This is a genomic window from Burkholderia sp. A2, from assembly GCF_001729305.1.
Lineage (GTDB): Bacteria > Pseudomonadota > Gammaproteobacteria > Burkholderiales > Burkholderiaceae > Burkholderia > Burkholderia sola.
Map to the genome: position 1 here is coordinate 213,007 of NZ_LZXX01000105.1, position 22,691 is coordinate 235,697.

The window sequence follows — 22,691 nt, forward strand, 5'->3', positions numbered from 1 at the left end:
TCAGTTGAGCGGCATCGCCGCGTAGTCGAGGACGTCGAGCTTTTCGAAGGTTGCCTGCACGGTCGGCGTGAGCAGGCCCATTTCGCGGATCGTCGGCACGAGGCGCCGGAAGATCGAGCGGCGGATCGAGCTCGACACCGGCGATTCGCGCACCATCGCGCTGCATTCGCGCTTGGACAGCCCCATCGGTTCCCAGATGTCGTCCGCGCACAGGTGCTCGTACAGCACGGCCGCGCCTTCGCAGATGAATTCCTCGCGCTCGCGCAGCTCGTGCGAACTCATCTCGGCGTACACGCGGCACAGCGTGATGCGGCCGACCGCGAAGTGACGCGCTTCGTCGCGCTGGATCCGCAGGAACAGGTCCTTGATGAACGGGTCGGTGCTGTACGCGACGACGCTCTGGAATATCGACAGCGCGATGCCCTCGACCAGTACCTGCATCCCGAGGTTCGTCATGTCGAGCGCGCTGCTCGTGATCGTGTCGTGCAGCAGCCCCTTCAGCGAGCGGCTCATCGGGTAGCTGACGTCGAGCTTCTCGTTGACGAGCTTCGCGTATGCCTCGACGTGGCGCGCTTCGTCCATCATCTGCGCGGCCGCGCACAGCCGCGCGCTGAGGCCGCTTTCGGCCGACGCGAGCTTCGATGCGCAGATCAGCGCGGCCTGCTCGCCGTGCAGGATCTGCGACAGCAGCCAGCCCTGCGCGTGGTGGCGCACCTCGCGCTTGTCGGCGTCGGCGAGCTTGCCCCACAGCTCGGTGCCATAGATCAGCAGCGTCGGGTCGGGCATGCCGAGCGGGTTCGCCGGGTCGAGGTCGTGGCGCCAGTCGACGTCGGTCGCGACGTCCCACTGCGCGGCTTTCGCCTTCTCGTACAACCGGTTCAGCGCCTCTTCGCGCAGCGCGTAGTCGTTCGACATCAGCGCGTCGACGGGCATCGACCAGCGGATATCGGCCGTGTCCTGCATCACGGTAAGCGTGTCATTCATTTCAGGGTCTCCCCGGCCGCGCGGCGGCGCCGGAATGATGGACGGAATCGGTGAACGAGGCGGCGCGCGACGCGCCCGGGTGCGGTTCGAGCCGGATCGCGAATGCCGGCCACGCGCCGCGCAGTTGCGCGTCGAACGCATCGGCGAGCCGCGCGGGCCAGATCGCGCAGCACACGCGGTTGTCGCCGGCGAATTCCGCATCGCGCAGGATGCGGTCGCCGATCCAGACGACCGGCGCGCCGCGCGCGGCATCGCGCAAGGCTTCGTCGTACAGGTGCACGCCGAGCAGCACGTGCGGCGCGAGCAGTTCGGCCGGCAGCGTGCCGAAATACGGCGCGCAGACTTCGATGAACAGGCGGGCGTCCGCGGGCACGGCATCGCGAATTCGCGCGGTGATTTCCGCGAGGAATGCGAAATACTGCACGTGGTCGAGCAGCACGCGGCGTTCGCCGCCGGCCGCGTCGTGCGCATTGCCCGCGTCGTCCGCATCGCCGGCCGCTTCCGCGAGCGCGGCGCGTGCGTAGTCGGCCGGCGTGTCGAGCGGCATCCGGTACGCGCTGGCCGCGACCGCGACCGGCCGGCGCGCATCGCGCTCGATCCGGTAGGTGAAGTGAACGGGTCGCACCATGTCACGCGTCGCCTTCGAGAGAGAACGTCGCGTCCGGCGCGAACGCGACGTCGGCGATCGCGTAATAGCCGTTCAGCGCGAGCGAGCAGACGGCCGCGCGGCGCGGCGTGTCGCCGTCGCGGTGCGCGAGCAGCACCGACAGCCACGGGTCGCTGCCGAACGCATGACCGAACATGCCGTGGCCGTCCGGCAGCAGCGGCGTCTTGCCGACCGACGCGAGCAGCGCGCGCCGCGACGTGGCCGGAAAGAACGGCAGCGCCGCGTGCAGGCCCGGGCGCGCCGCGCAGAACGCGCGGATGTCGCGTCCGAGCCGCACGACCGCGCTGGACGGCGGCGCGGCGTCGGCGATCACCGACTGCGCCGGTTCGCGGCCGACGTCGACGAGCAGCGTGCAGACGCCGAAGCCCGAGCGTCCCCATGCGGGATTGCCGTGCCAGTACGTATAGCCGTGCACGTCGATGTCGACGATCTGCAGCAGCAGCGTGCGCGGCCCGGTTTCTGCCGCGGTCGCGAGCGTACGCCGCAGCACGTAGCCCCAGCCCGCGCATTCGTACGAGCAGGTCATCCAGTCGGGCGTGTAGTCGTTCGCGCCGGCGAGCGCCTGCGCGAACACGCGATGCTGCGGCGAATCGTTCATCAACAGCATCGACAGGATCGTCGAGCTGACCACGTAGTCGTCCGCGCCGACCGCGCCGCACAGCCGCTCGCGCTCGGCGCATGCGAGCGTGCCGATCGCGTGCGCCGTGTCGTCCAGCGGCACGGCCGCGCCGTCGCGCGACGGCGCGACGCGCCGGTACGCGAGCGCCTGCACGGTCAGCGCGGTCGCCGGGGCCGGCTCGACGGCGGCGGCCGCCACGGGGGCAAGGGGCGCGAGCATCGCCGTATCAGGCCGCGTGCTGCTGGCTGCGCAGTTGCGCGTCGAGCTGCTGCAGCGTCGTGTACTGCGTGATGTTCAACGCTTCCGGATCGATCGAACCGTAAAGCTGTTCGCAGAACACGATCAGCTCGACGATGTTCAGCGAATCGATGCCGAGTTCGCCGATGCCGGCGTCCGTGTCGACGGTTTCGACGTTGAGGATCTTCGCGACTTCGCGGGACAGGATGTCGAGCGCGTCGGCCGGAACGTTCTGGGTCGTCATGAGGGGAGCTCCTGGAGTTGGGTTGAATGGATCGGGATCGATCGGCCTGTCGCGTGGATCAACTGCCGGCTTCGCAGCGCAGGCTCTTGCGAAGCTCGTGATAACAACGGTACGAACTGCCTTCCATCTTCGAAAACGCCAGCAGGTCGCGCTGGTCGTCGAATAGCGCCACCTTGCCGTCGCGCACGAGCGCGCTCAGGAACTCGTTCGACAGCAGCTTGATCGCGAGCACGCGCTGCACCTTGCCGAAGCTGTAGTGCGCGTCGTCGGTCTGGCTGCGCGCGGCGTCCGCGATGAAGCGGTGCACGGCGCGCGCATCGGCGTCGAGCTCGACGCGGCCGGCCCGTTCGAGCCAGCCGACGTGCGCCATCAGCGCGCGGACGAAGTACGGCCGCACGACGGTCAGGTATTTGTTGAAGACGGTCGGGCCGCCGATTCGCAGCCGATCCTCGGCGGCGACGCGCACCTGGCCGCCGACGTTCGCGAGCTGCAGGTTGCCCGCGAGAAACGGCGCGCCGCAGGTCGTGCGTTTCAGTTTTCGGTACTCGTCGGGCCACACGAGATAGGCAGCCGGAAACATCACACCCGGCAAGCGCGCGGCGACGACGGCCATGCAGTCGCGATGCGCCTCGATGCCCCACACCTTGTCGACCGCGAGCGCGAGCCCGTTGTCGTCGCTGCGTACGACGGTGCGCCAGGCGGCCAGCGTCGGGCCGCCGCCGTCGCTCATCAGGAACGCGAAGTTGTGGCCGGCGTCGATGCAATCGCATGCGCGGCGGTTCTGGTCGTCGGAGAAGAACAGACCGAACATGATGCGGATGAACGCGCGCATGAACGGCTTGAACAGATGATGAAATCCTTCGCTGCCGATCTGCTCGAGCAGCGCTTCGGTGAGCGGCGCTTCGTCGTGCCGCAGCGGCGTCGACGCGGACGCGTCGGGCAGCACGTCCGGCGTGGCGGCGCGCAGCGCGATGACCATCTCGCTGTCGAGCAGCCGCACGGCGGCGGCTTCGACGAGCCGGGCCGCCGCGCGCGGCGGCGTGCCGATCGCGTCGAGGTGGCGCAGCACCGGATACGCGGCCTGGTCGGCCACGCGCAGCAGCAGCGGCGGTGCGATCGGGGCGGGAGCGGAAAGCGTGGACATGGCAGGGTTCCTGTCAGAAACGCACGCGCACGGCGGCGTCGATGCGGGTGCCGAGGCCGACCATCCGGTACTCGGACTGGCTGTCGGAGAAAGCGTGGGTGAGCGCGACATCGACGCTCACGCGTGTGTTCACGTCGGCGACGACCTGCGCGATCGCGAGCAGGCCCTTGTCCTGCGGCGAATAGACGCCGCGCAGCGAATACTCGACGCGGCCGACCTTCTTGCCGAGCCGCGCGAACAGGTAGTCGCGCAGGCTGCCGTCGACGCTCACGAAGTTGGCCGTGCCGCCGAGGCCGGCCAGCGCGGCGCCGGGCGCGACGGGCAGCAGCGCGTTGTTCGCCTGCGCCGCGCGGACCATCCGGCGCCATTGGCTCGCGTCGTAACGCGCTTCGTCGTGCGACCACTCGACGATCAGCGACAGGTTGCCGGGCAGCGCGCTTTGCATGCCGAGCGCGCTTCGCCACATGTACTGGCGATCGTTGCGGCGATCGACGGCGTCGTACGCGGCCGCCGAACCGAGCGGCGTGCCGTTCGCGATGAAGGCGGGCAGCGGCCGCGTCGTGCCGCGTTCGAGCCATGCGCTCGCGTAGACGGTGTTCGAGCGCGCGACGTCGAACGACAGCGTCGCGCCCGCGCCGCCGCGGCCCGCGTGACGGCCCGCGAGCAGCGCGGCCGAGCCGCCCGACCCGTTGTACGCGCCGCGCACGAGCTGCGTCGCGCCTTCGACGTCGCGGTTGTCGACGTCGTTGCGCAGCGTGCGGTTCTCGCCGGCGATGAACTGCAGCGTGGTCTGTTCGCCGGCCCATTTCGCTTCGACGAGCGGCGTGCCTTCGACGTCGCCGTAGCGATCGTAGATGTCGGCCGTCGCCGCGCGTTTCTGGAAGAAGCCGAGCGGAAAGAACGCCTGCGACGTGTCGAGCGTATCGATCCGCTTGCCGGCCGTCAGCGTGATGCCGTTGTCGAACGCGTAGCGCACGCCGGCCTCGTTGAAGCGGCTCGCCTGCGCGCCGAGCGAATGGTTGCTGGCGACGACGCGCGCGTTGACGAACAGGTTCTCGCCGTCGATGCGTGCGAGCAGCCCGGCTTCCTGCTGATTGCGCGGCGAGTCGCCGATCAGGCGGCCGAGCAGCGCGCGGCCGTCCATGCTGTCGACGGAGCGCGCGTAGCCGATACCGTTGAGCGTGCCGAGCTGATCCATCAGCGATTCTCCGTGCGCGAGCATGCAGCCGAGCGCGAGCGGGATGGCGAGCGCGACACCGGGCCAGCCTCGGCGGGCGCGATCGGGCGATGAACGGCGGCGGTCACGATGAGCGTCGGCATCGTCGTCGTACTCACTGGCCATCGGCGAGCGTGTCGGGATTGAACCAGCCCGACGGAATCTTGCGCGGCTGGCCGTCGAGGATGTCGACGACGCTCGCCCGCTGCTTCTCGATCTCATTGCGATACGTGATCTTGCGGATCACCTTGCGGCCGTTCGCGTCGACCGGCGCCGAGAAGTCGGCGCTGCGAAACAGCAGGCCGCTCGCCAGGAAGAACTGCGCGCGCACCGGCACGTCGGTATCCGGCGTGACCCACAGCTTGATCGTCGGGTACACGTTGTCGGGATCGGTCGCGGTCAGGTCGAGCTCGGTGGCCGGCTTGCCGGCGATCGGCGTGGTGCCCGGCGCGACCGTCGCGCGATAGCTGTCCGCCCAATGCGTGCGCGTGATGTCGCTGATCACGACTTCGCCCTGAAGCCGCTGCATTCCGTTGATGCGCACCGCGCTGCGCGTGTTCGGCACGTAGAACCAATGCCCGCGCGTCGTCGCCAGGTACTTCTGGCCGTCGTTCTCGCCGCTGCGCGTCAGCGCGAGCGTGTCGCCGTTGCCGCGCGTGTAGACGAGATAGCGCGTCGCGTCGCCGGACTGTCCGCCGACCTCGTTGGTGATCCGGATGTTCGTCTGCGTATCGGCGGCCGTGCTGCGGTATGCGTCGGCACGGGCGAGCATGGTCTGGGCCGTCGGCGCGTCGGCCGCGTGCGCGGCGAGCGGCGCGCACGCGACGAACGCGGCGAACGTAAGGCGAATGCGGTTCATGGGGCGAGTCCTTCGAGGATGTTGCGTTTCGCGAGCCCGAGCGTCGCGAGCAGCGCCGCGGCCACGCCGAGCACGACGAACGCGGCTTCGACGGCGGCCACGGCGACGGGCGACACGGTGAATTCGAGCAGGATCGGCTTCACGCGGCCGGGCGGTGCGGGCAGGTGGATCTGCGCGTGATTGAGCGCGACCATCGTCAGCAGCGCGAGCGCGATGCCGGCGGCCGCGCCGAGCAGGCCGAGCAGCGCGGTTTCCTGGACCAGCACGCCGCGCACCGTCGCGGCCGGCACGCCGAGCGCGCGCAGCGTCGAGATCTCGCGGCGCCGCTCGACGATGCTCATCAAAATCCAGTTGCTCATCGACAGCAGGATCGTCACGCAGAGAATCGCGCCGAACACCGAGAACTGGTTCCTGTACAGCGCGACGACCTGGTGATAGAGCGACACGAGCTGATCCCAGGTCCGCACGTCGAGCGTCGGCAGCGCGGCGCGCAGCGTCGCGGCGGCGGCCGTCGTGCCGGCGGTGTCCTTGAGGAACACCGCGATGCGCGACGCGCGGTCGGTGCGCAGCAGCGCCTGCGCGGCCGTGAACGTCACGTCGACGATCCGTTCGTCGACGTCCTTGTTGCCGGTGCTCATCACGCCGACGATCTGCGCGTCGGTCGCGTTGATGCCGCCGTGCGCGGTCGACGCCATCAACTGCACGACCGAGCCGACGTGCACGCCGAGCTTGCGCGCGAGTTCGGCGCCGACGACGACTTCGGTCCCCGCGTTCGTCGGCGACAGATAGCGGCCCGACAGTACGGTGTGATAGTCGAAGAAGCCGGGCGGCTCGCGATTCGGCTCGATCCCTTCGCCGACGAAGCCGTAGCTGAGATCGCCGTTCGATACGAGCCCGTCGAAGTCGATGCCGCGCGCGGTGGTTGCGACGCCGGGCAGCTTTGCGATCGCCCGCGTGGCGGCAGCCTGTTCGTCGGCGGTCAGTCCGTATTGCAGCGGCCGTTCGCCGATCAGGTCGAGATAGCCGTGATGCAGCACCTGTACGTGGCCGACGCCGCTGTCGATCGACCCTTCGCGCACCGCGTCGAACGTCGCGATCACGTAGCCGAGCGCGAGGCTCGACGCGAACGCGGCGACGCCGATCATCGCCATCGTCAGCACGGTGCGGCGCCGGTTGCGCCAGAGGTTACGCCACGCAAACGTCGACCAGTTCACGATTCACTCCCGGTACGCCGTCGCGCATCTCGATGCGACGCGGCAGGTGCGCGCACAGACGATCGTCGTGCGACGCAATCAGAAAGGCGGTGCCCAGCGTGCGGTTGGTGTCGAGGATCAACTCGGCGACCGCCCGCGCATTGATGCTGTCGAGGCTCGCGGTCGGCTCGTCCGCGATCACGATCGCCGGCTCCTTGGCGAGCGCGCGGGCCAGCGCGACGCGCTGCTGTTCGCCGCCGGACAGCTCGCCGGGGCGGTGCCGTTCGCGCGCGGCGAGCCCCACCGCGTCGAGCATCGCGCGGGCGCGTTCGCGCCGCGTGCGCGGCGTGCCCCACGCGAAGCAGCCGAGCTCGACGTTCTCGAGCGCGGACATCACGGGTATCAGGTTGAATTGCTGGAACACGAAACCGATGCGTTCGCGGCGAATCCGTTCGAGCGTGTCCGGCGCGTCGTCGATGCGGCGGCCTTCGAGCCAGCGTTCGCCGCTCGTCGGCACGTCGAGAAAGCCGGCGAGGTTGAGCAGCGTGCTTTTGCCGCTGCCCGACGGACCGACGAGCGCGACGACGTCGCGCCGCCCGATCGAGATCGTCGCGTCGCGCACCGCGACGACGCTGCCCGCGCCTTCGTATACGCGCGTGACGTCGCGCAGCTCGAGCACGGGGGGGAGCGACGCGGCCGTCATGCGAATGCTCCGTGGCCGGCTTCGACGGCGGCCGGCGCGGGAATCACCGGCAACGCGCCGTTCGCATAGAGATCGCGACACTTCAGGCGTTGCAGCTTGCCGCTCGTCGTGCGCGGCAGCGAGCCGGGTTCGACGAAACACAGATCCTGCGCGGCGAAGCCGATGCGCGACGCGAGCAACTGCTGGCACTCGGTGCGCGTTTGCGGCGTCGCGTCGACGGGCCGCGCCTCGATCGCGACGACCAGCCGCTCGGTGCCGGTTTCGGGATCGGGCAGCCCGAATGCGATGCACGTGCTCTTGCGCAGCGCGCTGTGCGACGCCAGCGCTTCCTCGATCTCGTGCGGAAAATAGTTGCTGCCGCGAATGATGATGACTTCCTTCTTGCGGCCGAGGATATGCAGCTGGCCGTCCGCGACGTAGCCGATGTCGCCGGTGCGGAACCAGCCGTCGGCCGTCAGCGGTGCGGCGATCGTGCCGTCGTCGGGGTTCAGGTAGCCGAGCATCACCGACGTGCCGCGGATCGCGACTTCGCCGACCGCGCGGTTCGCCAGCGCGTGGTCGCCGTCGTCGAGGATGCGGAACGCCATCCCGTCGATCGGCGTGCCCATCGCGAGCACTGTTTCGGTTTCCGTATCGCGGCCGTCGTTCGCGGCGGCCGGCTGCGCGTCGCGGCGCTTGATCAGCGCGCGCCGGTCGAGCGTGTCGACGATCACGTACGGCGCGCCGTCGACCGCGCCTTCGTGCCACGCGCGATGCATCGATACCGCGAGTGTCGATTCGGCCATCCCGTAGCACGGCTGCAGCGCCGATGCCGCCAGGCCGTACGGCGCGAATGTCGCGGCGAAATCGCGCAGCGTCGCGTCGTCCACGCGTTCGCCGCCGATGAAGATGTTGCGGCACGCGGACAGATCGACGCCGTCCATCGCGGCGGCGTTGAAGCGGCGCACGCAGTAGCGCAGCGCGAAGGTCGGCACCGACGTCGTCGTCGCGCGCGCCGATGCGATGCGCTTCAACCAGCCGAGCGGATTCCGGATGAAGCTGTTCGGCTGCATCATCAATAGCGGCGCGCGGTAATGCAGGTTCGACAGCAGCGTGAGCAGGCCCATGTCGTGATAGAGCGGCAGCCATGACGCGGTGCCGTCGCCGGCCGCGATATCGAAGCGCACCGAGCCGCCGATGCCGAGCACGTTGGCGATCACGTTCTCGTGGCTGAGCACCGCGGCCTTCGGATGCGACGTCGAACCGGACGTAAGCTGGACATGATGCGGATCGTGGCCGCTCTTCGCGCTGATCAGCGCGCGCGCGCCGGCGTCGGCGGCGCTCGACAGCGTCGCGAGATCGACCACGCGCGTGGAGGCCGCCGGAAACGCGTCGTCGCGCCAGGCCGCAGCCTCCGCATCGGCGGCGACGACGATGCGCGGCCGGTACAGCTCGCACGCGACGTCGACCACCTGCCGTCCGGCCGCTGCGCGCCGTGCAGGAACGGGCACGGTGCAGGGCAGCGCACCCGTCATCACGCAGGCCATCATCGCGGTCGCATGTTCGACCGACGCGGGTAGCGCAAGCATCACCAGATCGTTCTCGCGCACACCGAGCTCGCGCAGCGCGCCGGCCTGGCGAAACACCTCTTCCGCGAAGCGTCGGTACGTGATGGCGGCTTCGTTGCCCGCGTCGTCGACGAACGTCATGCGATGCGTGGCGCCCGCCACGTCCTCGAGCGATTCGATCAGGCGATGAATGGTCGATGCGTACTTCGTCACGAGGATTCTCCCGTTGCGGAACACGGCCGCTCGCGCCACGGTGCCGGCGGCGCCGTTCGTCGAGTGAGGTGGATTCTTGCCGGATCGATCCGCCGCGACAAACGGAATCTATGCAGGCTATGCATGAGCGGAGCGCATCCACTCGGGCCAGTGCAAGTTCGTGATCAGCGTGAACCGTGAGCACGCGCCAGGTGACTGGTCTGTCTCATTCGACCGGTCGTCTAGTTCACGATGTGGTGCGCTCATGCGCAGGCGTCATGCAATGCGTTCGGAAAATTCGTTTGTCCGAAGCATCGACTCACAGAAGAATTGCATCCCGGCAGCGCGCCAGCGCCGCCGCGTCATCGTGCCGGGCAGGGCCCGGCTCAAGGAGAGCGTCTTGTCCGTCACCTCATCGCTGGTCGCCCGCACGAAATCGGTTGCAGACATGAAGAGCCGCCCGAGCGGCGTGGTCTTCTCGCTGAAGCTGGCGGTGTACGTCGCGCTCATCGCGCACGGGATGATGTTCGCGTTGTCGGCGCTCGTGATCCTGAAGATCGTCGGCATCCTGATGATCGGTGCGATGTATGCGCACGGCGTCGAGCTGCAGCACCAGGCGCTGCATTACCAGGGGTTCCGCAGCAAGCGCCTGAACATGGTGTTCGGCGTGCTGCTCGGCATGCCGATGCTCGTATCGTTCCACGCCTACCAGGACAGCCACCTGCGCCATCACCGGCTGCTCGGCACGCCGGAGAACAAGGAGTTCTTCGACTACGGCGACCAGTACGGCGCGCGCCCCGTCGTCAACGTCGGCCTGTGGGCGTGGCGGCTGTCGATGGCCGCGCACTATATCCAGTTCGCGAAGAACGTCGCGAAGCTCGTCGTGCCGGGCGCGCGCTTCGGCGACAACGCGCTCGTGTCGCGTGCGATCCGCCGCGACTACCTGCTGATGGCGGCGACGATCGCGCTGCTGGCCGCGCTGTCGTTCGCGCTGCACACGTGGTGCGTCGTCTGGGTGTGGGTTGTGCCGCTCGTGTGCGTCGCGGCGCCCGTGCATGCGCTGGTCGAGATGCCCGAGCACTACCGCTGCGACCTGACGAGCACCGATCCGTTCCGCAATACGCGGACGATCGAGAGCAACGCGTTCATGACATGGTTCACGAACGGCAACAACTATCACGTCGAGCACCACATGATGCCGAACCTGCCGATCGAGCGATTGCACGATCTGCATGGCGCGATCGCGCCGCGCATCCGCTATTACCACCGCACGTATCGGCAGTTCTATTACGCGTTGCTGCGCGGCCGGCTGACGCCGCGCTCGGTGGACGACGATCGGGACGATCGCGAGCCGGAGGCCGAAGCGGCTGCGCCGGCGTCCACGCAATCGGCGTGACCGCCGGTGCCGAATGCGTTGCAATGACGGTGACGACGATGCTCTATCCGGAACTTTTCAGATCGCTCGAAGCGGTTCGCTGGAACATGGAGCAGGACATTCCGTGGAACCGGTTCGATGCCGCGTTGCTCACCGACGAGCAGGCCGAGACGATCAGGATGAACGCGATCACCGAATGGTCGGCGCTGCCCGCGACGGAGATGTTCCTGCGCGACAACCGGCACGACAGCGATTTTTCCGCGTTCATGAGCGTGTGGTTCTTCGAGGAACAGAAGCATTCGCTCGTGCTGATGGAATACCTGCGCCGCTTCAGGCCGCGGAGGGTGCCGACCGAAGCGGAACTGCACGCCGTGCGTTTCGAGTTCGATCCGGCGCCGCCGCTCGAGACGCTGATGCTGCACTTCTGCGGCGAGATCCGCCTGAACCACTGGTACCGCTGCGCGGCCGACTGGCACACCGAGCCCGTCATCAAGCAGATCTACGAAACGATTTCGCGCGACGAAGCGCGTCATGGTGGCGCCTACCTGCGCTATATGAAGAAGGCGCTGAACGACCACGGCGACGTCGCCCGTGCCGCATTCGCGAAGATCGGCGTGCTGATGGCGTCGGCGCGTCGCACCGAGAAGCCGCTGCACCCGACCAACCTGCACGTGAACCAGGCGCTGTTCCCGCGCGATACCGTGCAGTCGCGGCTGCCGGATCCGGAATGGCTCGAGCGCTGGCTCGACGAGCAGATCCGTTTCGACGGCGAGTGGGAGAAGAAGGTCGTCGAGCGGATCCTGCACAACCTGTCGATCCTGTTCGAGCGCACGTTCGCGACCGCGCAGGAACTGAACCGCTATCGTCGCGAAGTGGCCGCGCGGACGAATGCCGCGGTGGGTCGCCCGTAGCGGATCGACGCGCCCAGTTGTCGCGTCGCGCAGGCCGGAATCCGGCCGATATGCGAACGCCATGCACGCCGACCGACGAATTAATCATTTCCGGACATAATCGGCGCATCAGTTGCTTGAAATTGCATGGCGGCTTTGAATTTCATCCGTTTAGTAAATTTATGTAAACACTGGATTCGGGATTTAAACGGCATTTTCCGTGTATGTTGCTGACCGTTTGCCTTTCGCAATCCGGGAAATAAAATTAAAAGTCGGGTAGTTGAAATTGAATTGTAGGAATCGGATGTTGTACCTGCTTGTACGGCGCAACCGGTGCGATAGCGTCATGCTTTGGCGGTAATTCCATGTTTTTGCGGGGATTTATCGACTGTCTTGGCGGTGCTGGATTCGTTTGCCCATTAATTTACAAAATCACTACCGAATAATGTTTATGTAAGCATATCGATGCGATGAAAATCGATAGATAAATACAGATGTCACGATTGAAAATAAGAATGATGTGCATCCATGCTTCAATATAAAATCGTTTCCGAATCCAAATGGGAGAGACGATTCACGGAGACGAACGGCGACTTGTGTGTCGATGGGTGCAACTTTGAGGCGGCGGTATGGCTAATGTGAGATTGGCAAAGCGATTGAGAAGTCTGCCTTCGCTGGATTTCCTGAGAGGCTTCGAATGCGCGGCGCGCCATTTGAGCTTCACGCGGGCGGGGCAGGAACTGAACGTCACGCAATCGGCCGTGAGTCGGCAGGTCAAGGCGCTCGAAGAGCAGCTCCGGATCGAGCTGTTCCATCGGCACATTCGTTCGTTGACGCTGACCGACAAGGGGCGAGAACTGTACGACGCGATCTCGTTCGCGTTGTCCGACCTGGAGTCGGTGGTCGGCAAGCTGTCGTCGAGTGTCGGCCAGCGCGCCATCTCGTTGTCGACCACCGTCTCGTTCGCCGCGCTGTGGCTGATTCCACGCCTCGGTTCGTTCCGCGCGAGTTATCCGGACATCGACGTGCGCGTGTCGGCCACGAGCGAAATCGAAGATCTCAAACGCAAACGTTTGCACCTGGCCGTGCGCTATGCAGGCCCGTATACGTCGACCGACGATACGGACGTGCTGTTTCGCGAGCGTGTCGTCGCGGTGTGCAGCCCGAGCCTGGTGGCGGCGGGCGACGCCGCGTCGATGAAGCCGGCCGACCTCGACAAGCACGTGCTGCTGCACCTCGACGACCCGCGCGGCGAATGGCCGTGGCACGGCTGGAGCCATTTGCTGAAGGAACTCGGCGTGCCGCGACTGCGGCCGGCCGGCGCGCTGCACTTCAGCCAGTACGATCAACTGGTCCAGGCCGCGGTCGACGGACACGGTATCGCGATCGGCAGGCGGCCGCTGGTCGACGGGCTGCTGAAGCAGGGGCGGCTCGTCGAGCTGTTCCCATACTGCACCGTTGCATCGGGCAGCTACGTGCTGGTGCAGAACCCCGATGCGTGCAACGAATTCGATATCGCGGTGCTGACCAACTGGCTGCTCGAACAAGCGTGTCATTCGCTCGAGGCGGAGCCGGGCATCGGCGGCAGCAACGTGCTGCCGATGTATCGCGTCGGATAGCGCGGCGCGGCGCGGCGCATGCGCCGTGCGCGGCGTCATGCGCAGCAGCTGCAACCTGTGCGATGATGCGCCGCTTCGCGTTCGTTGCAGAACGCCGCCGACCGCGGCGCCCGTTTCCGGGCCACCGCCGCGTCCTCACATCCGGAGACAGCATGCCCGCACACAGCATTCACGGCAGTACCCTGCACTACCTCGATCACGGCGCCGGTTTTCCGGTGCTGCTCGGGCACAGTTATCTATGGGACGCGACGATGTGGGCGCCGCAAATCGACGCACTGTCGCGCCGGTATCGCGTGATCGTGCCGGATCTCTGGGGGCATGGCGAATCGGGCGCGCTGCCGGACGGCACGCACACGCTCGACGATCTCGCCGCGCACGCGAGCGCGCTGCTCGACGCGCTGGAGATCGAACAGTGCGCGATCGTCGGACTCAGCGTCGGCGGCATGTGGGGCGCGCGGCTCGCGTTGCGCGAGCCGCAGCGCGTGCGCTCGCTCGTGATCATGGATGCGTCGCTCGAAGCCGAACCCGATGCGACGCGTATCCGCTACTTCGCGATGCTCGACGCGATCGAGGCCGCGGGCCGCATCGCGCCGCCGCTGCTCGACGCGATCGTGCCGCTGTTCTTCCGGCCAGACGTCAATCTCGACGACCCGGTGCCGACGGCGTTTCGCGATGCGCTCGCGAACCTGCCGGCCGACCGGCTGCGGCAATCGATCGCGCCGCTCGGCCGGTTGATCTTCGGCCGGCCCGATACGCTCGCGACACTCGCCGAACTCGATGCCGCACGCACGCTGCTGATGTGCGGCGCGGGCGACATGGCGCGCCCGCCGTCGGAAACCGTGAAGATGGCGAGCGTGATCGGTTGCGCGCATGCGCTGGTGCCCGACGCCGGCCATATCTCGAACCTGGAAAATCCCGCGTTCGTCACGCGCACGCTGCTCGACTGGTTCGACGCGCAGCAACTGCCGTCGAACTGACGATCGCGCGAGTGGCGGCGCCCGCGCAAGCCGCGCGGCGTCGCACCGGCCCGCGTTACGCGCGCTCGCTGACCGCCGTGAACTTGCGGTTGCGCACCGGTGCTTCGTCGGCGCCGCCGCGCACGAGGCTCAGCGCTTCCGCGCGGCTCGCGACGCACGGCCCGGAGCCCGGCAGCGGCTGGCGCGCGGTCTCGCGCAGCGCGAGCACCGATACGATGCCGATGAACGACGCGCCCATCAGGTAGTACGCGGGCATCATCAGATCGCCGGTGCGATCGACCAGCCACGCGGTGACGAGCGGCGTCGTGCCGCCGAACAGCGACACCGACACGTTGAAGCCGATCGCGAGCGCGCCGTAGCGGATCCGCGTGGGGAAGAGGGCGGGCAGCGCCGACGGCATCACGCCCGTAAACGTCGACAGCAGGATGCCGTAGATCAGCATCCCGCCGAAGATCGGCAACATGCCGCCGGTGCGGATCAGCATCAACGCGGGCACCGACAGCACGAGCAGGCCCACGCAGCCGGCCATCATCACCGGCTTGCGGCCGACCTTGTCCGACAGGCGGCCGGCGTACAGCGTCATCGGCATCATCAGCACCATCACGAGCAGCACCATGAAGAGGCCCTGCGATTCGCGCACGTGCAGCGTCGCCGACAGGTAGCTCGGCAGGTACGACAGCGCCATGTAGTCGGTCACGTTGAAGATCAGCACGAGGCCGACGCACTGCAGCAGCGGCTTCCACTGTTCGACGAGCAGCGTCGCGAAGCGCTGCTTCGGCCGCGCGCGCTCGTCCGCTTCGCGTGCTTCGGCTTCCTTCTGGAAGGCCGGCGTTTCCTCGAGCTTGAGCCGCACGTAGAGGCCGACGAGGCCGAGCGGGCCGGCGATGAAGAACGGCACGCGCCAGCCCCATGACAGCAGCGCTTCCTGCGACAGCGTGGCCGTCAGCAGCGCGACCGTGGCCGCGCCGAGCGTATAGCCGATCAGCGTGCCGAATTCGAGGAAGCTGCCCATGAAGCCGCGGCGCTTGTCGGTCGAGAACTCGGCGATGAAGGTCGCCGCGCCGCCGTATTCGCCGCCTGTCGAAAAGCCCTGCACGAGGCGCGCGACGAGCAGCAGGATCGGGGCCATGATGCCGATCGACGCGTAGCTCGGGATCAGCCCGATCGCGAAGGTGCCGACGGCCATCATGATCATTGTGGCCGCGAGTACGCGCTGGCGGCCGATGCGGTCGCCGAGCGGGCCGAACACCATGCCGCCGAGCGGACGCACGAGGAACGCGGCCGCGAACGTGCCGAAGGTCGCGAGCAACTGTGCGGACGGGCTGCTGGACGGGAAGAACACCTTGCCGAGCGTGACGGCGATATAGCTGTAGACGCCGAAGTCGAACCATTCCATCGCGTTGCCGAACGCCATCGCGCCGACCGCGCGCTTGAGGACGGCAGGGTCGACGATCGTGATGTCATCCAGCTTGACGGACTGGCGCGAAGACCGGGCTTTCGCGGGGTGCGCTTGCGACGAACTCAATGATCTCTCCTGGAATGGCCTTGGCGGCGCGACCGGCGGGAATGCAGCGGGGGCGTGCGGGCCGGCGGACAGCGAAGGCGGATAGCTCGGGGATGCCTCGATGCCGGTGGCGTGACGCGCGCGGCGGACAGCACCGGGCAGGTGTGTTGTGCGAACCAGTTTAGAGAAACGGGCGCGAGCGGCTATCGGTCATGCGCCCGGAACCCGGTGGTAAACGACACGCGGGGAAGCGGTGCCGATTTCGCCCCGGCGGGCGGACGCGCGGCGTGCACGGTCATCTGGCCGCGCGCCGGCTCGCGGATACCAGCAACGCGACGAACGCCGCTTCATCCGCGCGCAGGCCGCGCGGCGTGCGCCGCACCGCGAGCGCGGCGAGCGTGCCCGCCTCGAACGCGTCGAGCACGGCCGGATGGATGTAGCAGCGCCGGCACACGGCCGGCGTATTGCGCAGCAGGTCGGCCACCGCGCGCACGGTCTCGACGATCTGCTTGCGCGCGTGCGTGACGCCGCGATGCTCGATGCGCCGCAGCAAACCGAGCGCGTGCACGCTGCCGGCCCAGGTCCGGTAATCCTTCGCGGTGAAATCGGCGCCGCCGGCCTCGCGCAGGTAGTCGTTCACGTCGGACGACCCGACCGGATGGCGTACGCCGTCGTCGTCCACATACTGGAACAACTCGTGCCCGGGCAGCTCCGCGCAGCGTCGCACGATCCGCGCGACCCGCGCGTCGTCGACCGTCACGTCGTGCTCGATTCCGCTCTTGCCGGCGAAGCGCAGCCGCACCTGGCCGGGCTGGATCTTCAAATGGCGCTTGCGCAGCGTCGTCAGCCCGTACGAGCCGTTTTCGCGCGCATATTCCGCGTTGCCGATCCGCGCGAGCGTCGTATCGAGCAAGCGGACGATCGTCGCGACGACCTTGTCGCGCGGCATGCCCGGCAGCGCCAGATCGCGCGTGACGCGTGCGCGGATGCGCGGCAGCGCCCGCGCGAACGCGGCCATCCGCGCGTACTTGTTCGCGTCGCGGGTTTCGCGCCACTGCGGATGATAGCGATACTGCTTGCGGCCGCGCGCGTCGCGACCCGTCGCCTGAAGATGACCGCGCGGGTCCATGCAGATCCACACGTCGGTGTACGCGGGGGGAATCGCCAGCGCGTCGATGCGGGCGATTTCGTCGACATCGCGCAGCCGCGCGCCGTCCGGCCCGTAGTACGCGAAGCCGTTGCGCAGCCGGCGGCGCGTGTAGCCGGGCTGGCGGTCGTCGACATGGCGCAGCGCCACGACGGCGCTCGAAGCGGGCCGCTTCATGTCGCGACGCGCCGGCCGGCGGCGGCGGTGCGCGGCGACCCGCGCTCACGGGCAGCGATCATGCTTGTCTCCTTGGGTTCGCGTGAAGGGCGGGCGTGTGACATGGGGTGCGAACAGCCATGGCCAGGGAGCAAGAACCGTGCGCCGCGCCGCCCGGCCTTGCTCGCATGCTTAGGTGTTTATACGCATGCCGATTCCGGCATCGCCCCAATCCAATATTTCATTGGAAGGTTATCGGACTTGTTCCTACACTGATGCGGGGCCTGTATACCGCGCCGGCACGACACGCCGGCCGGCGCAGCCCGATCCGCGCCAGCGCCACGCAGAAACACAACAGCGCCGCGGCACACAACGACATCATCGGAGACGGACCATGACATTCATCAGGAAGCTGGCGGCCGGCGCGATCGTCGCCGCGGCGACGGTGCTGGCAGGCGGCGCGCACGCGCAGCAAAAGCCGATCACGCTCGGGTTCTCGCAGGTCGGCGCGGAAAGCGCATGGCGCACCGCGAACACCGTATCGGTGAAGAGCGCGGCGAAGGACGCCGGCATCAACCTGAAGTTTTCCGACGCACAGCAGAAACAGGAGAACCAGATTCGCGCGATCCGCTCGTTCATCGCGCAGAAGGTCGACGTGATCGCATTCTCGCCGGTCGTCGAATCGGGCTGGGAGCCGGTGCTGACCGAAGCGAAGGCCGCGCATATCCCGGTGATCCTGACCGACCGCGGCGTCGACGTGAAGGACCCGTCGCTGTACGTGACGATGATCGGCTCCGACTTCCTCGAGGAAGGGCGGCGCGCGGGCCACTGGCTCGAAGAGCGCTACAAGAATGACGCCGGCCCGATCAACATCGTCGAGCTGCAGGGCACGGTCGGCTCCGCGCCGGCCAACGACCGCCGCGCCGGCCTGCTCGAAGTGATCAAGAACAATCCGAAATTCAAGGTGATCGCATCGCAGAGCGGCGACTTCACGCTCGCCGGCGGCAAGCAGGTGATGGAAGCGTTCGCGAAGACCTACGGCAAGCAGATCAACGTCGTCTACGCGCACAACGACGACATGGCGCTCGGCGCGATCCAGGCGATGGAAGAGGCCGGCATCAAGCCCGGCAAGGACGTGAGCGTGGTGTCGTTCGATGCGACCAAGGGCGGCTTCCAGGCGATGGTCGCGGGCAAGATCAACGTCGACGTCGAATGCAGCCCGCTGCTCGGCCCGCAACTGATGACCGCGGTGAAGGACGTGGTCGCCGGCAAGCAGTTGCCCAAGCGCATCGTGACCAACGAGACGGTGTTCCCGATGAACGTCGCGGCGCAGGTGCTGCCGACCCGCAAGTACTGACCTGTCCGCCGGGGCGGCGGCCTCGCGGCCACCGCCCGGCGACGCTTCGAGGGAGGATGCATGCAGAGTCCGCCGGTGGTCGAGATGATCGGCATCGACAAGTCGTTTCCGGGCGTCAGCGCGCTGCAGCGCGTGGACTTCCGGCTGTTTCCGGGCGAGATCCACGCGCTGATGGGCCAGAACGGCGCGGGCAAGTCGACGCTGATCAACGTGCTCACCGGCGTGCATGCGCACGATGCGGGCGAGATTCGCGTCGGCGGCGCGCCGGTGAATTTCGCCGCGCCGCGCGAGGCCGAGGCGGCCGGGATCCAGACGCTCTACCAGGAAGTGAACCTGTGCGCGAACCTGTCGGTCGCGGAGAACATCTTCGCGGGCCGGCAGCCGATGCGGCGCGGCGCGATCGACTGGAAGACGATCCACGCACGGGCGCGCGACGCGCTCGCCGAACTCGACCTGGCGCTCGACGTCACGCGTTCGCTCGACTCGTATCCGATCGCGGTGCAGCAGATGGTCGCGATCGCGCGTGCGGTGTCGGTCGACGCGCGCGTGCTGATTCTCGACGAGCCGACGTCGAGCCTCGACGACGGCGAAGTCGCGCGGCTGTTCGACGTGCTGCGCCGGCTGAAGGCGTCGGGCATCGCGATCCTGTTCGTCACGCATTTTCTCGAGCAGACCTATGCGGTGTCCGACCGGATCACCGTGATGCGCAACGGCGAGCGCGAAGGCGAGTACCTCGCGCGCGACCTGCCGGTCGACGTGCTGGTCGCGAAGATGACCGGCCGCGAGCGCATGTCCGACACGTTGCAGGCCGGCGCCGCCGCGGTCGAGCGCACCGCCGCGGCCGATGCGCCGTTCCTGTCGATGCAGCAGGTCGGCCGGCGCGGGATGATGAGCGCGCTCGATCTCGACGTGCGCCCCGGCGAGATCGTCGGGCTGGCCGGGCTGCTCGGCTCGGGCCGCACCGAAACCGCGCAACTGGCGTTCGCCGCCGCGCGCCCCGATACCGGCGCGATCGAGATCGACGGCGCGCGCAAGCGGCTCGCGTCGCCGCACGACGCGGTGCGCAACGGCATCGCCTACTGCCCGGAGGACCGCAAGAAGGAAGGCATCGTCGCGGCGCTGTCGATCCGCGAGAACATCGTGCTCGCGCTGCAGGCGCGGCGCGGCTGGTGGCGGCTGATCGGTCGGGCGCGCCAGCGCGAGATCGCCGACACGTATATCGCCCGGCTCGGCATCAAGGCGCGCGACGCGGAGCAGCCGATCGGGCTGCTGTCGGGCGGCAACCAGCAGAAGGTGCTGCTCGCGCGCTGGCTCGCGACGGACCCGAAGCTGCTGATTCTCGACGAGCCGACGCGCGGCATCGACGTCGCCGCGAAGTTCGACATCATGGAGCGCGTGCTCGCGCTGTGCGCGCAGGGGCTCGCGATCCTGTTCATCTCGTCGGAGATCGGCGAGGTCGTGCGCGTGAGCCACCGGATCGCGGTGCTGCGCGACCGCCGCAAGGTCGCGGAACTGAGCGGCGCCGATGCGTCGGAGGAGCAGGTTTACCGGTTGATCGCGGGAGGCCAGTCATGACGTGGCTACGCACGCTGTTTCGTCATTCGCTCGCGTGGCCGGTGCTGACGCTCGCGCTGCTGTTCGCGCTGGACGTCGCGCATCGTCCGGGCTTCCTGTCGATCGCGCTGCTCGACGGCCATCTGTTCGGCGCGCCGATCGACATCCTGAACCGCGCGGCGCCGCTCGTGATCGTGTCGCTCGGCATGACCCTCGTGATCGCGACGCGCGGGATCGACATCTCGGTCGGCGCGATCGTCGCGATCGCCGGCGCGGCGGCCGCGACCGTGCTCGAGGCGGACCCGTCGCAAGTCGGCACGGCGCTGGCCGCCGCGCTCGGCGTCGGCCTGCTGGCCGGCGCGTGGAACGGGCTGCTCGTCGCCTTCGTCGGAATGCAGCCGATCATCGCGACGCTGATCCTGATGGTGGCCGGGCGCGGCATCGCGCAACTGTTGACGGGCGGCCAGATCATCCCGATCGGCGCGCCCGGCTACCTCGCCCTTGGCGGCGGCTATCTCGCGACCGTGCCGTGCGCGGTGTGGATCGCGCTTGCGACGATCGGCGCGATCGCGCTGCTGGTGAACCGCACGGCGCTCGGGCTGTTCATTCGCGCGATCGGCGTGAACCCGGTCGCGACGCGGCTCGTCGGGCTGCGCTCGGGCGCGATCGTGTTCGGCGTGTATCTGTGCTCGGGCGTGATGTCCGCGCTCGCGGGCATTCTCGCGAGCTCGAACGTGCGCAGCGCCGACGGCAACAACGCGGGCCTGCTGCTCGAACTCGACGCGATCCTCGCCGTCACGCTCGGCGGCACGTCGCTGCTCGGCGGCCGCTTCAGCCTCGCCGGCTCGGTGCTCGGCGCGCTGATCATCCAGACGCTCACCTACACGACCTATTCGATCGGCGTGCCGCCGGAGGCGACGCTCGTCGTCAAGGCGGTCGTCGTGATCGTCGTGACGCTGATCCAGTCGGACGCGGCGCGCGCGCTGCTCGTGCGGCATGCGTCGCGGCTGCTGCCTTCCGCGCGATCGCGCGCCACCACCACCGGAGCGACGCCGCGATGACCCGTTTTCTTGGCCGCCTCGCCGATCCGCGCACGCTGCCGATCGTCGTGACGATCGTGCTGTTCGCCGCGCTGTTCGGTTTTGGGTCCGTGATGTACACGGGCTTTTTCTCGATGCAGGTGCTGACCGGGCTGCTCGTCGACAACGCGTTCCTGCTGATCGTCGCGATCGGGATGACGTTCGTGATCGTGTCGGGCGGCATCGACCTGTCGGTCGGCTCGGTCGTTGCGCTGACAACGATCTTCTGCGCGGTCGGCGCCGAACGGCTGCACTGGCCCGTGTGGGTGATCGTGCCGCTGGTGCTCGCGTTCGGTGCGCTGTACGGCGCGGCGATGGGCGCGCTGATCCACTACTTCCGGCTGCAGCCGTTCATCGTCACGCTCGCCGGGATGTTTCTCGCGCGCGGCGCGTGCTTCCTGATCACGACGCAGTCGATCACGATCAACGCGCCGGCGTTCCATGCGATCGCGGGCATCAGCGTGCCGCTAGGCGGCGGCATGCTGAGCGCCGGTGCGCTGATCGCGCTCGCGACGCTGGCCGTCGCGATCTACGTCGCGCATTTCACGCGCTTCGGCCGCAACGTGTATGCGGTCGGCGGCAACGAACGCTCGGCGCTGCTGATGGGCTTGCCGGTCGCGCGCACGAAGATCGGCGTCTATGCGCTGAGCGGCTTCTGTTCGGCGCTCGGCGGCGTGGTGTTCACGCTGTACGTGCTGTCGGGCTACGGGCTGCAGGCGCAGGGGATGGAGCTCGACGCGATCGCCGCGACCGTGATCGGCGGCACGCTGCTCACGGGCGGCGTGGGTTACGTGATCGGCTCGGTGTTCGGCGTCGGCATCCTTGGCACGATCCAGGTGCTGATCACGTTCGACGGCACGCTGAGTTCGTGGTGGACGCGGATCGTGATCGGCGCGCTGCTGTGCGTGTTCTGCGTGCTGCAGCGGGTCATCGAGCGGCACGCGACGCGGCGCCGCACCGGCGGCACCGGGCTCGGTGCGCGGCGGCCGACGCAGGCCGCCGCCGCCGCGCGGCCGGCGCCGCCCGAAGAGGACATCGCGCTGGTATCGACGATGCGGCGGTCGTAGTTCGACCGACCCCCCTTGCGCGAGGAGAACATGATGAAGCGCGATGATCTGACAACGGGCATGGCCGATGCGCTGGCCGTCGAGCATGGCCGTCGGCCGCTGCTCGACCTGGGCGACGCGCGCGATTGCCGGATCGTGGCCGACGCGCTGCGGGTGCTGCTGCGCGAGCGCTCGGAAGCGCTGGCGTTCGCGATGCGCGTGGCCGACGAGCATGGCCGCCCGCGCCCGGATGCCGGCGAATTCGGCTTGACCGACATCATTCGGCTGGCCCGCGTGGTCGAGCGGGCCGATCGGCAGCGTGAGGGAACCGCGGTGGAATGATGCGCGCGGCCGCATGCCGGTCGCATGCCGCCCGCCCGCG

The 22,691-nt window shown here is 68.1% G+C and carries 21 protein-coding genes; 9 read left to right on the top strand and 12 right to left on the bottom strand.

Annotated features, from left to right (window positions below):
- The 10 genes from A9Z05_RS21480 to A9Z05_RS21525 are packed head-to-tail and all read right to left on the bottom strand — an operon-like array spanning position 1 to position 9,626.
- Positions 1 to 984 (bottom strand): ferritin-like domain-containing protein, encoded by a 984-nt coding sequence (locus A9Z05_RS21480; protein WP_059579151.1) that lies wholly within the window; start codon positions 982 to 984, stop codon positions 1 to 3.
- A gap of 1 nt (position 985) precedes the next feature.
- The gene (locus tag A9Z05_RS21485) at positions 986 to 1,612 is read right to left on the bottom strand and encodes a hypothetical protein (RefSeq protein ID WP_069619839.1); all 627 of its coding nucleotides are present in this window, start codon (positions 1,610 to 1,612) and stop codon (positions 986 to 988) included.
- 1 nt (position 1,613) lies between these two features.
- Complete coding sequence (locus A9Z05_RS21490) at positions 1,614 to 2,489, bottom strand: hypothetical protein (RefSeq protein WP_069619840.1); 876 nt, start codon at positions 2,487 to 2,489, stop codon at positions 1,614 to 1,616.
- A 7-nt stretch (positions 2,490 to 2,496) separates the two neighbouring features.
- Positions 2,497 to 2,751 carry an acyl carrier protein gene (locus tag A9Z05_RS21495; protein WP_006481176.1) on the bottom strand — a complete coding sequence of 85 codons (255 nt, stop codon included), beginning with the start codon at positions 2,749 to 2,751 and terminating at the stop codon, positions 2,497 to 2,499.
- Positions 2,752 to 2,809: 58 nt separating this feature from the next.
- Entirely contained in the window at positions 2,810 to 3,895 is a 1,086-nt protein-coding gene (locus A9Z05_RS21500) for a hypothetical protein (RefSeq protein WP_069619841.1), read from the bottom strand.
- A gap of 13 nt (positions 3,896 to 3,908) precedes the next feature.
- Positions 3,909 to 5,237 (bottom strand): hypothetical protein, encoded by a 1,329-nt coding sequence (locus A9Z05_RS21505; protein ID WP_069619842.1) that lies wholly within the window; start codon positions 5,235 to 5,237, stop codon positions 3,909 to 3,911.
- Positions 5,227 to 5,970 (bottom strand): outer membrane lipoprotein-sorting protein, encoded by a 744-nt coding sequence (locus A9Z05_RS21510; RefSeq protein WP_069619843.1) that lies wholly within the window; start codon positions 5,968 to 5,970, stop codon positions 5,227 to 5,229. Before A9Z05_RS21510 ends, A9Z05_RS21505 begins: the two co-directional genes overlap by 11 nt.
- Complete coding sequence (locus tag A9Z05_RS21515) at positions 5,967 to 7,184, bottom strand: ABC transporter permease (protein WP_069619844.1); 1,218 nt, start codon at positions 7,182 to 7,184, stop codon at positions 5,967 to 5,969. Before A9Z05_RS21515 ends, A9Z05_RS21510 begins: the two co-directional genes overlap by 4 nt.
- Positions 7,156 to 7,866, bottom strand: a complete 711-nt coding sequence (locus A9Z05_RS21520; RefSeq protein WP_069619845.1) for an ABC transporter ATP-binding protein — start codon at positions 7,864 to 7,866, stop codon at positions 7,156 to 7,158. Before A9Z05_RS21520 ends, A9Z05_RS21515 begins: the two co-directional genes overlap by 29 nt.
- The gene (locus tag A9Z05_RS21525) at positions 7,863 to 9,626 is read right to left on the bottom strand and encodes a fatty acyl-AMP ligase (protein ID WP_256122058.1); all 1,764 of its coding nucleotides are present in this window, start codon (positions 9,624 to 9,626) and stop codon (positions 7,863 to 7,865) included. The genes A9Z05_RS21520 and A9Z05_RS21525 overlap by 4 nt, the downstream gene beginning before the upstream one ends.
- 427 nt (positions 9,627 to 10,053) lie before the next feature.
- Between A9Z05_RS21525 and A9Z05_RS21530 the strand changes: the two genes are divergently transcribed.
- From A9Z05_RS21530 to A9Z05_RS21545, 4 genes are all read left to right on the top strand, one after another.
- Positions 10,054 to 11,001 (top strand): fatty acid desaturase, encoded by a 948-nt coding sequence (locus A9Z05_RS21530; protein WP_069619847.1) that lies wholly within the window; start codon positions 10,054 to 10,056, stop codon positions 10,999 to 11,001.
- Between the two features lie 29 nt (positions 11,002 to 11,030).
- Positions 11,031 to 11,891, top strand: a complete 861-nt coding sequence (locus A9Z05_RS21535; protein WP_069620104.1) for a ferritin — start codon at positions 11,031 to 11,033, stop codon at positions 11,889 to 11,891.
- Between the two features lie 608 nt (positions 11,892 to 12,499).
- Positions 12,500 to 13,489 (top strand): LysR substrate-binding domain-containing protein, encoded by a 990-nt coding sequence (locus A9Z05_RS21540; RefSeq protein ID WP_069619848.1) that lies wholly within the window; start codon positions 12,500 to 12,502, stop codon positions 13,487 to 13,489.
- A 152-nt stretch (positions 13,490 to 13,641) separates the two neighbouring features.
- The gene (locus A9Z05_RS21545; RefSeq protein ID WP_069619849.1) at positions 13,642 to 14,466 is read left to right on the top strand and encodes an alpha/beta fold hydrolase; all 825 of its coding nucleotides are present in this window, start codon (positions 13,642 to 13,644) and stop codon (positions 14,464 to 14,466) included.
- A 55-nt stretch (positions 14,467 to 14,521) separates the two neighbouring features.
- Here the strand turns inward: A9Z05_RS21545 and proP are convergent, their stop codons facing one another.
- Together proP and A9Z05_RS21555 are read right to left on the bottom strand one after the other, a co-directional pair.
- Entirely contained in the window at positions 14,522 to 15,991 is a 1,470-nt protein-coding gene (gene proP, locus A9Z05_RS21550; protein WP_069619850.1) for a glycine betaine/L-proline transporter ProP, read from the bottom strand.
- A gap of 274 nt (positions 15,992 to 16,265) precedes the next feature.
- Complete coding sequence (locus tag A9Z05_RS21555; protein ID WP_069619851.1) at positions 16,266 to 17,294, bottom strand: DNA topoisomerase IB; 1,029 nt, start codon at positions 17,292 to 17,294, stop codon at positions 16,266 to 16,268.
- A gap of 373 nt (positions 17,295 to 17,667) precedes the next feature.
- On the opposite strand from A9Z05_RS21555, the gene A9Z05_RS21560 reads away from it, so the two are divergent.
- The 5 genes from A9Z05_RS21560 to A9Z05_RS21580 are packed head-to-tail and all read left to right on the top strand — an operon-like array spanning position 17,668 to position 22,651.
- Positions 17,668 to 18,630: an ABC transporter substrate-binding protein gene (locus tag A9Z05_RS21560; RefSeq protein WP_006482235.1), complete on the top strand. Its 963-nt coding sequence runs from the start codon at positions 17,668 to 17,670 to the stop codon at positions 18,628 to 18,630.
- A gap of 60 nt (positions 18,631 to 18,690) precedes the next feature.
- Positions 18,691 to 20,205, top strand: coding sequence for a sugar ABC transporter ATP-binding protein (locus A9Z05_RS21565; RefSeq protein WP_069619852.1), 1,515 nt, complete (start codon positions 18,691 to 18,693; stop codon positions 20,203 to 20,205).
- A complete protein-coding gene (locus A9Z05_RS21570; RefSeq protein WP_069619853.1) occupies positions 20,202 to 21,245 on the top strand; it encodes an ABC transporter permease in 1,044 nt (347 codons plus the stop codon). The genes A9Z05_RS21565 and A9Z05_RS21570 overlap by 4 nt, the downstream gene beginning before the upstream one ends.
- Positions 21,242 to 22,330, top strand: coding sequence for a galactofuranose ABC transporter, permease protein YjfF (yjfF, locus tag A9Z05_RS21575; protein WP_069619854.1), 1,089 nt, complete (start codon positions 21,242 to 21,244; stop codon positions 22,328 to 22,330). Before A9Z05_RS21570 ends, yjfF begins: the two co-directional genes overlap by 4 nt.
- 30 nt (positions 22,331 to 22,360) lie before the next feature.
- Positions 22,361 to 22,651, top strand: coding sequence for a hypothetical protein (locus tag A9Z05_RS21580; RefSeq protein ID WP_256122060.1), 291 nt, complete (start codon positions 22,361 to 22,363; stop codon positions 22,649 to 22,651).
- Positions 22,652 to 22,691 lie beyond the last annotated feature (40 nt).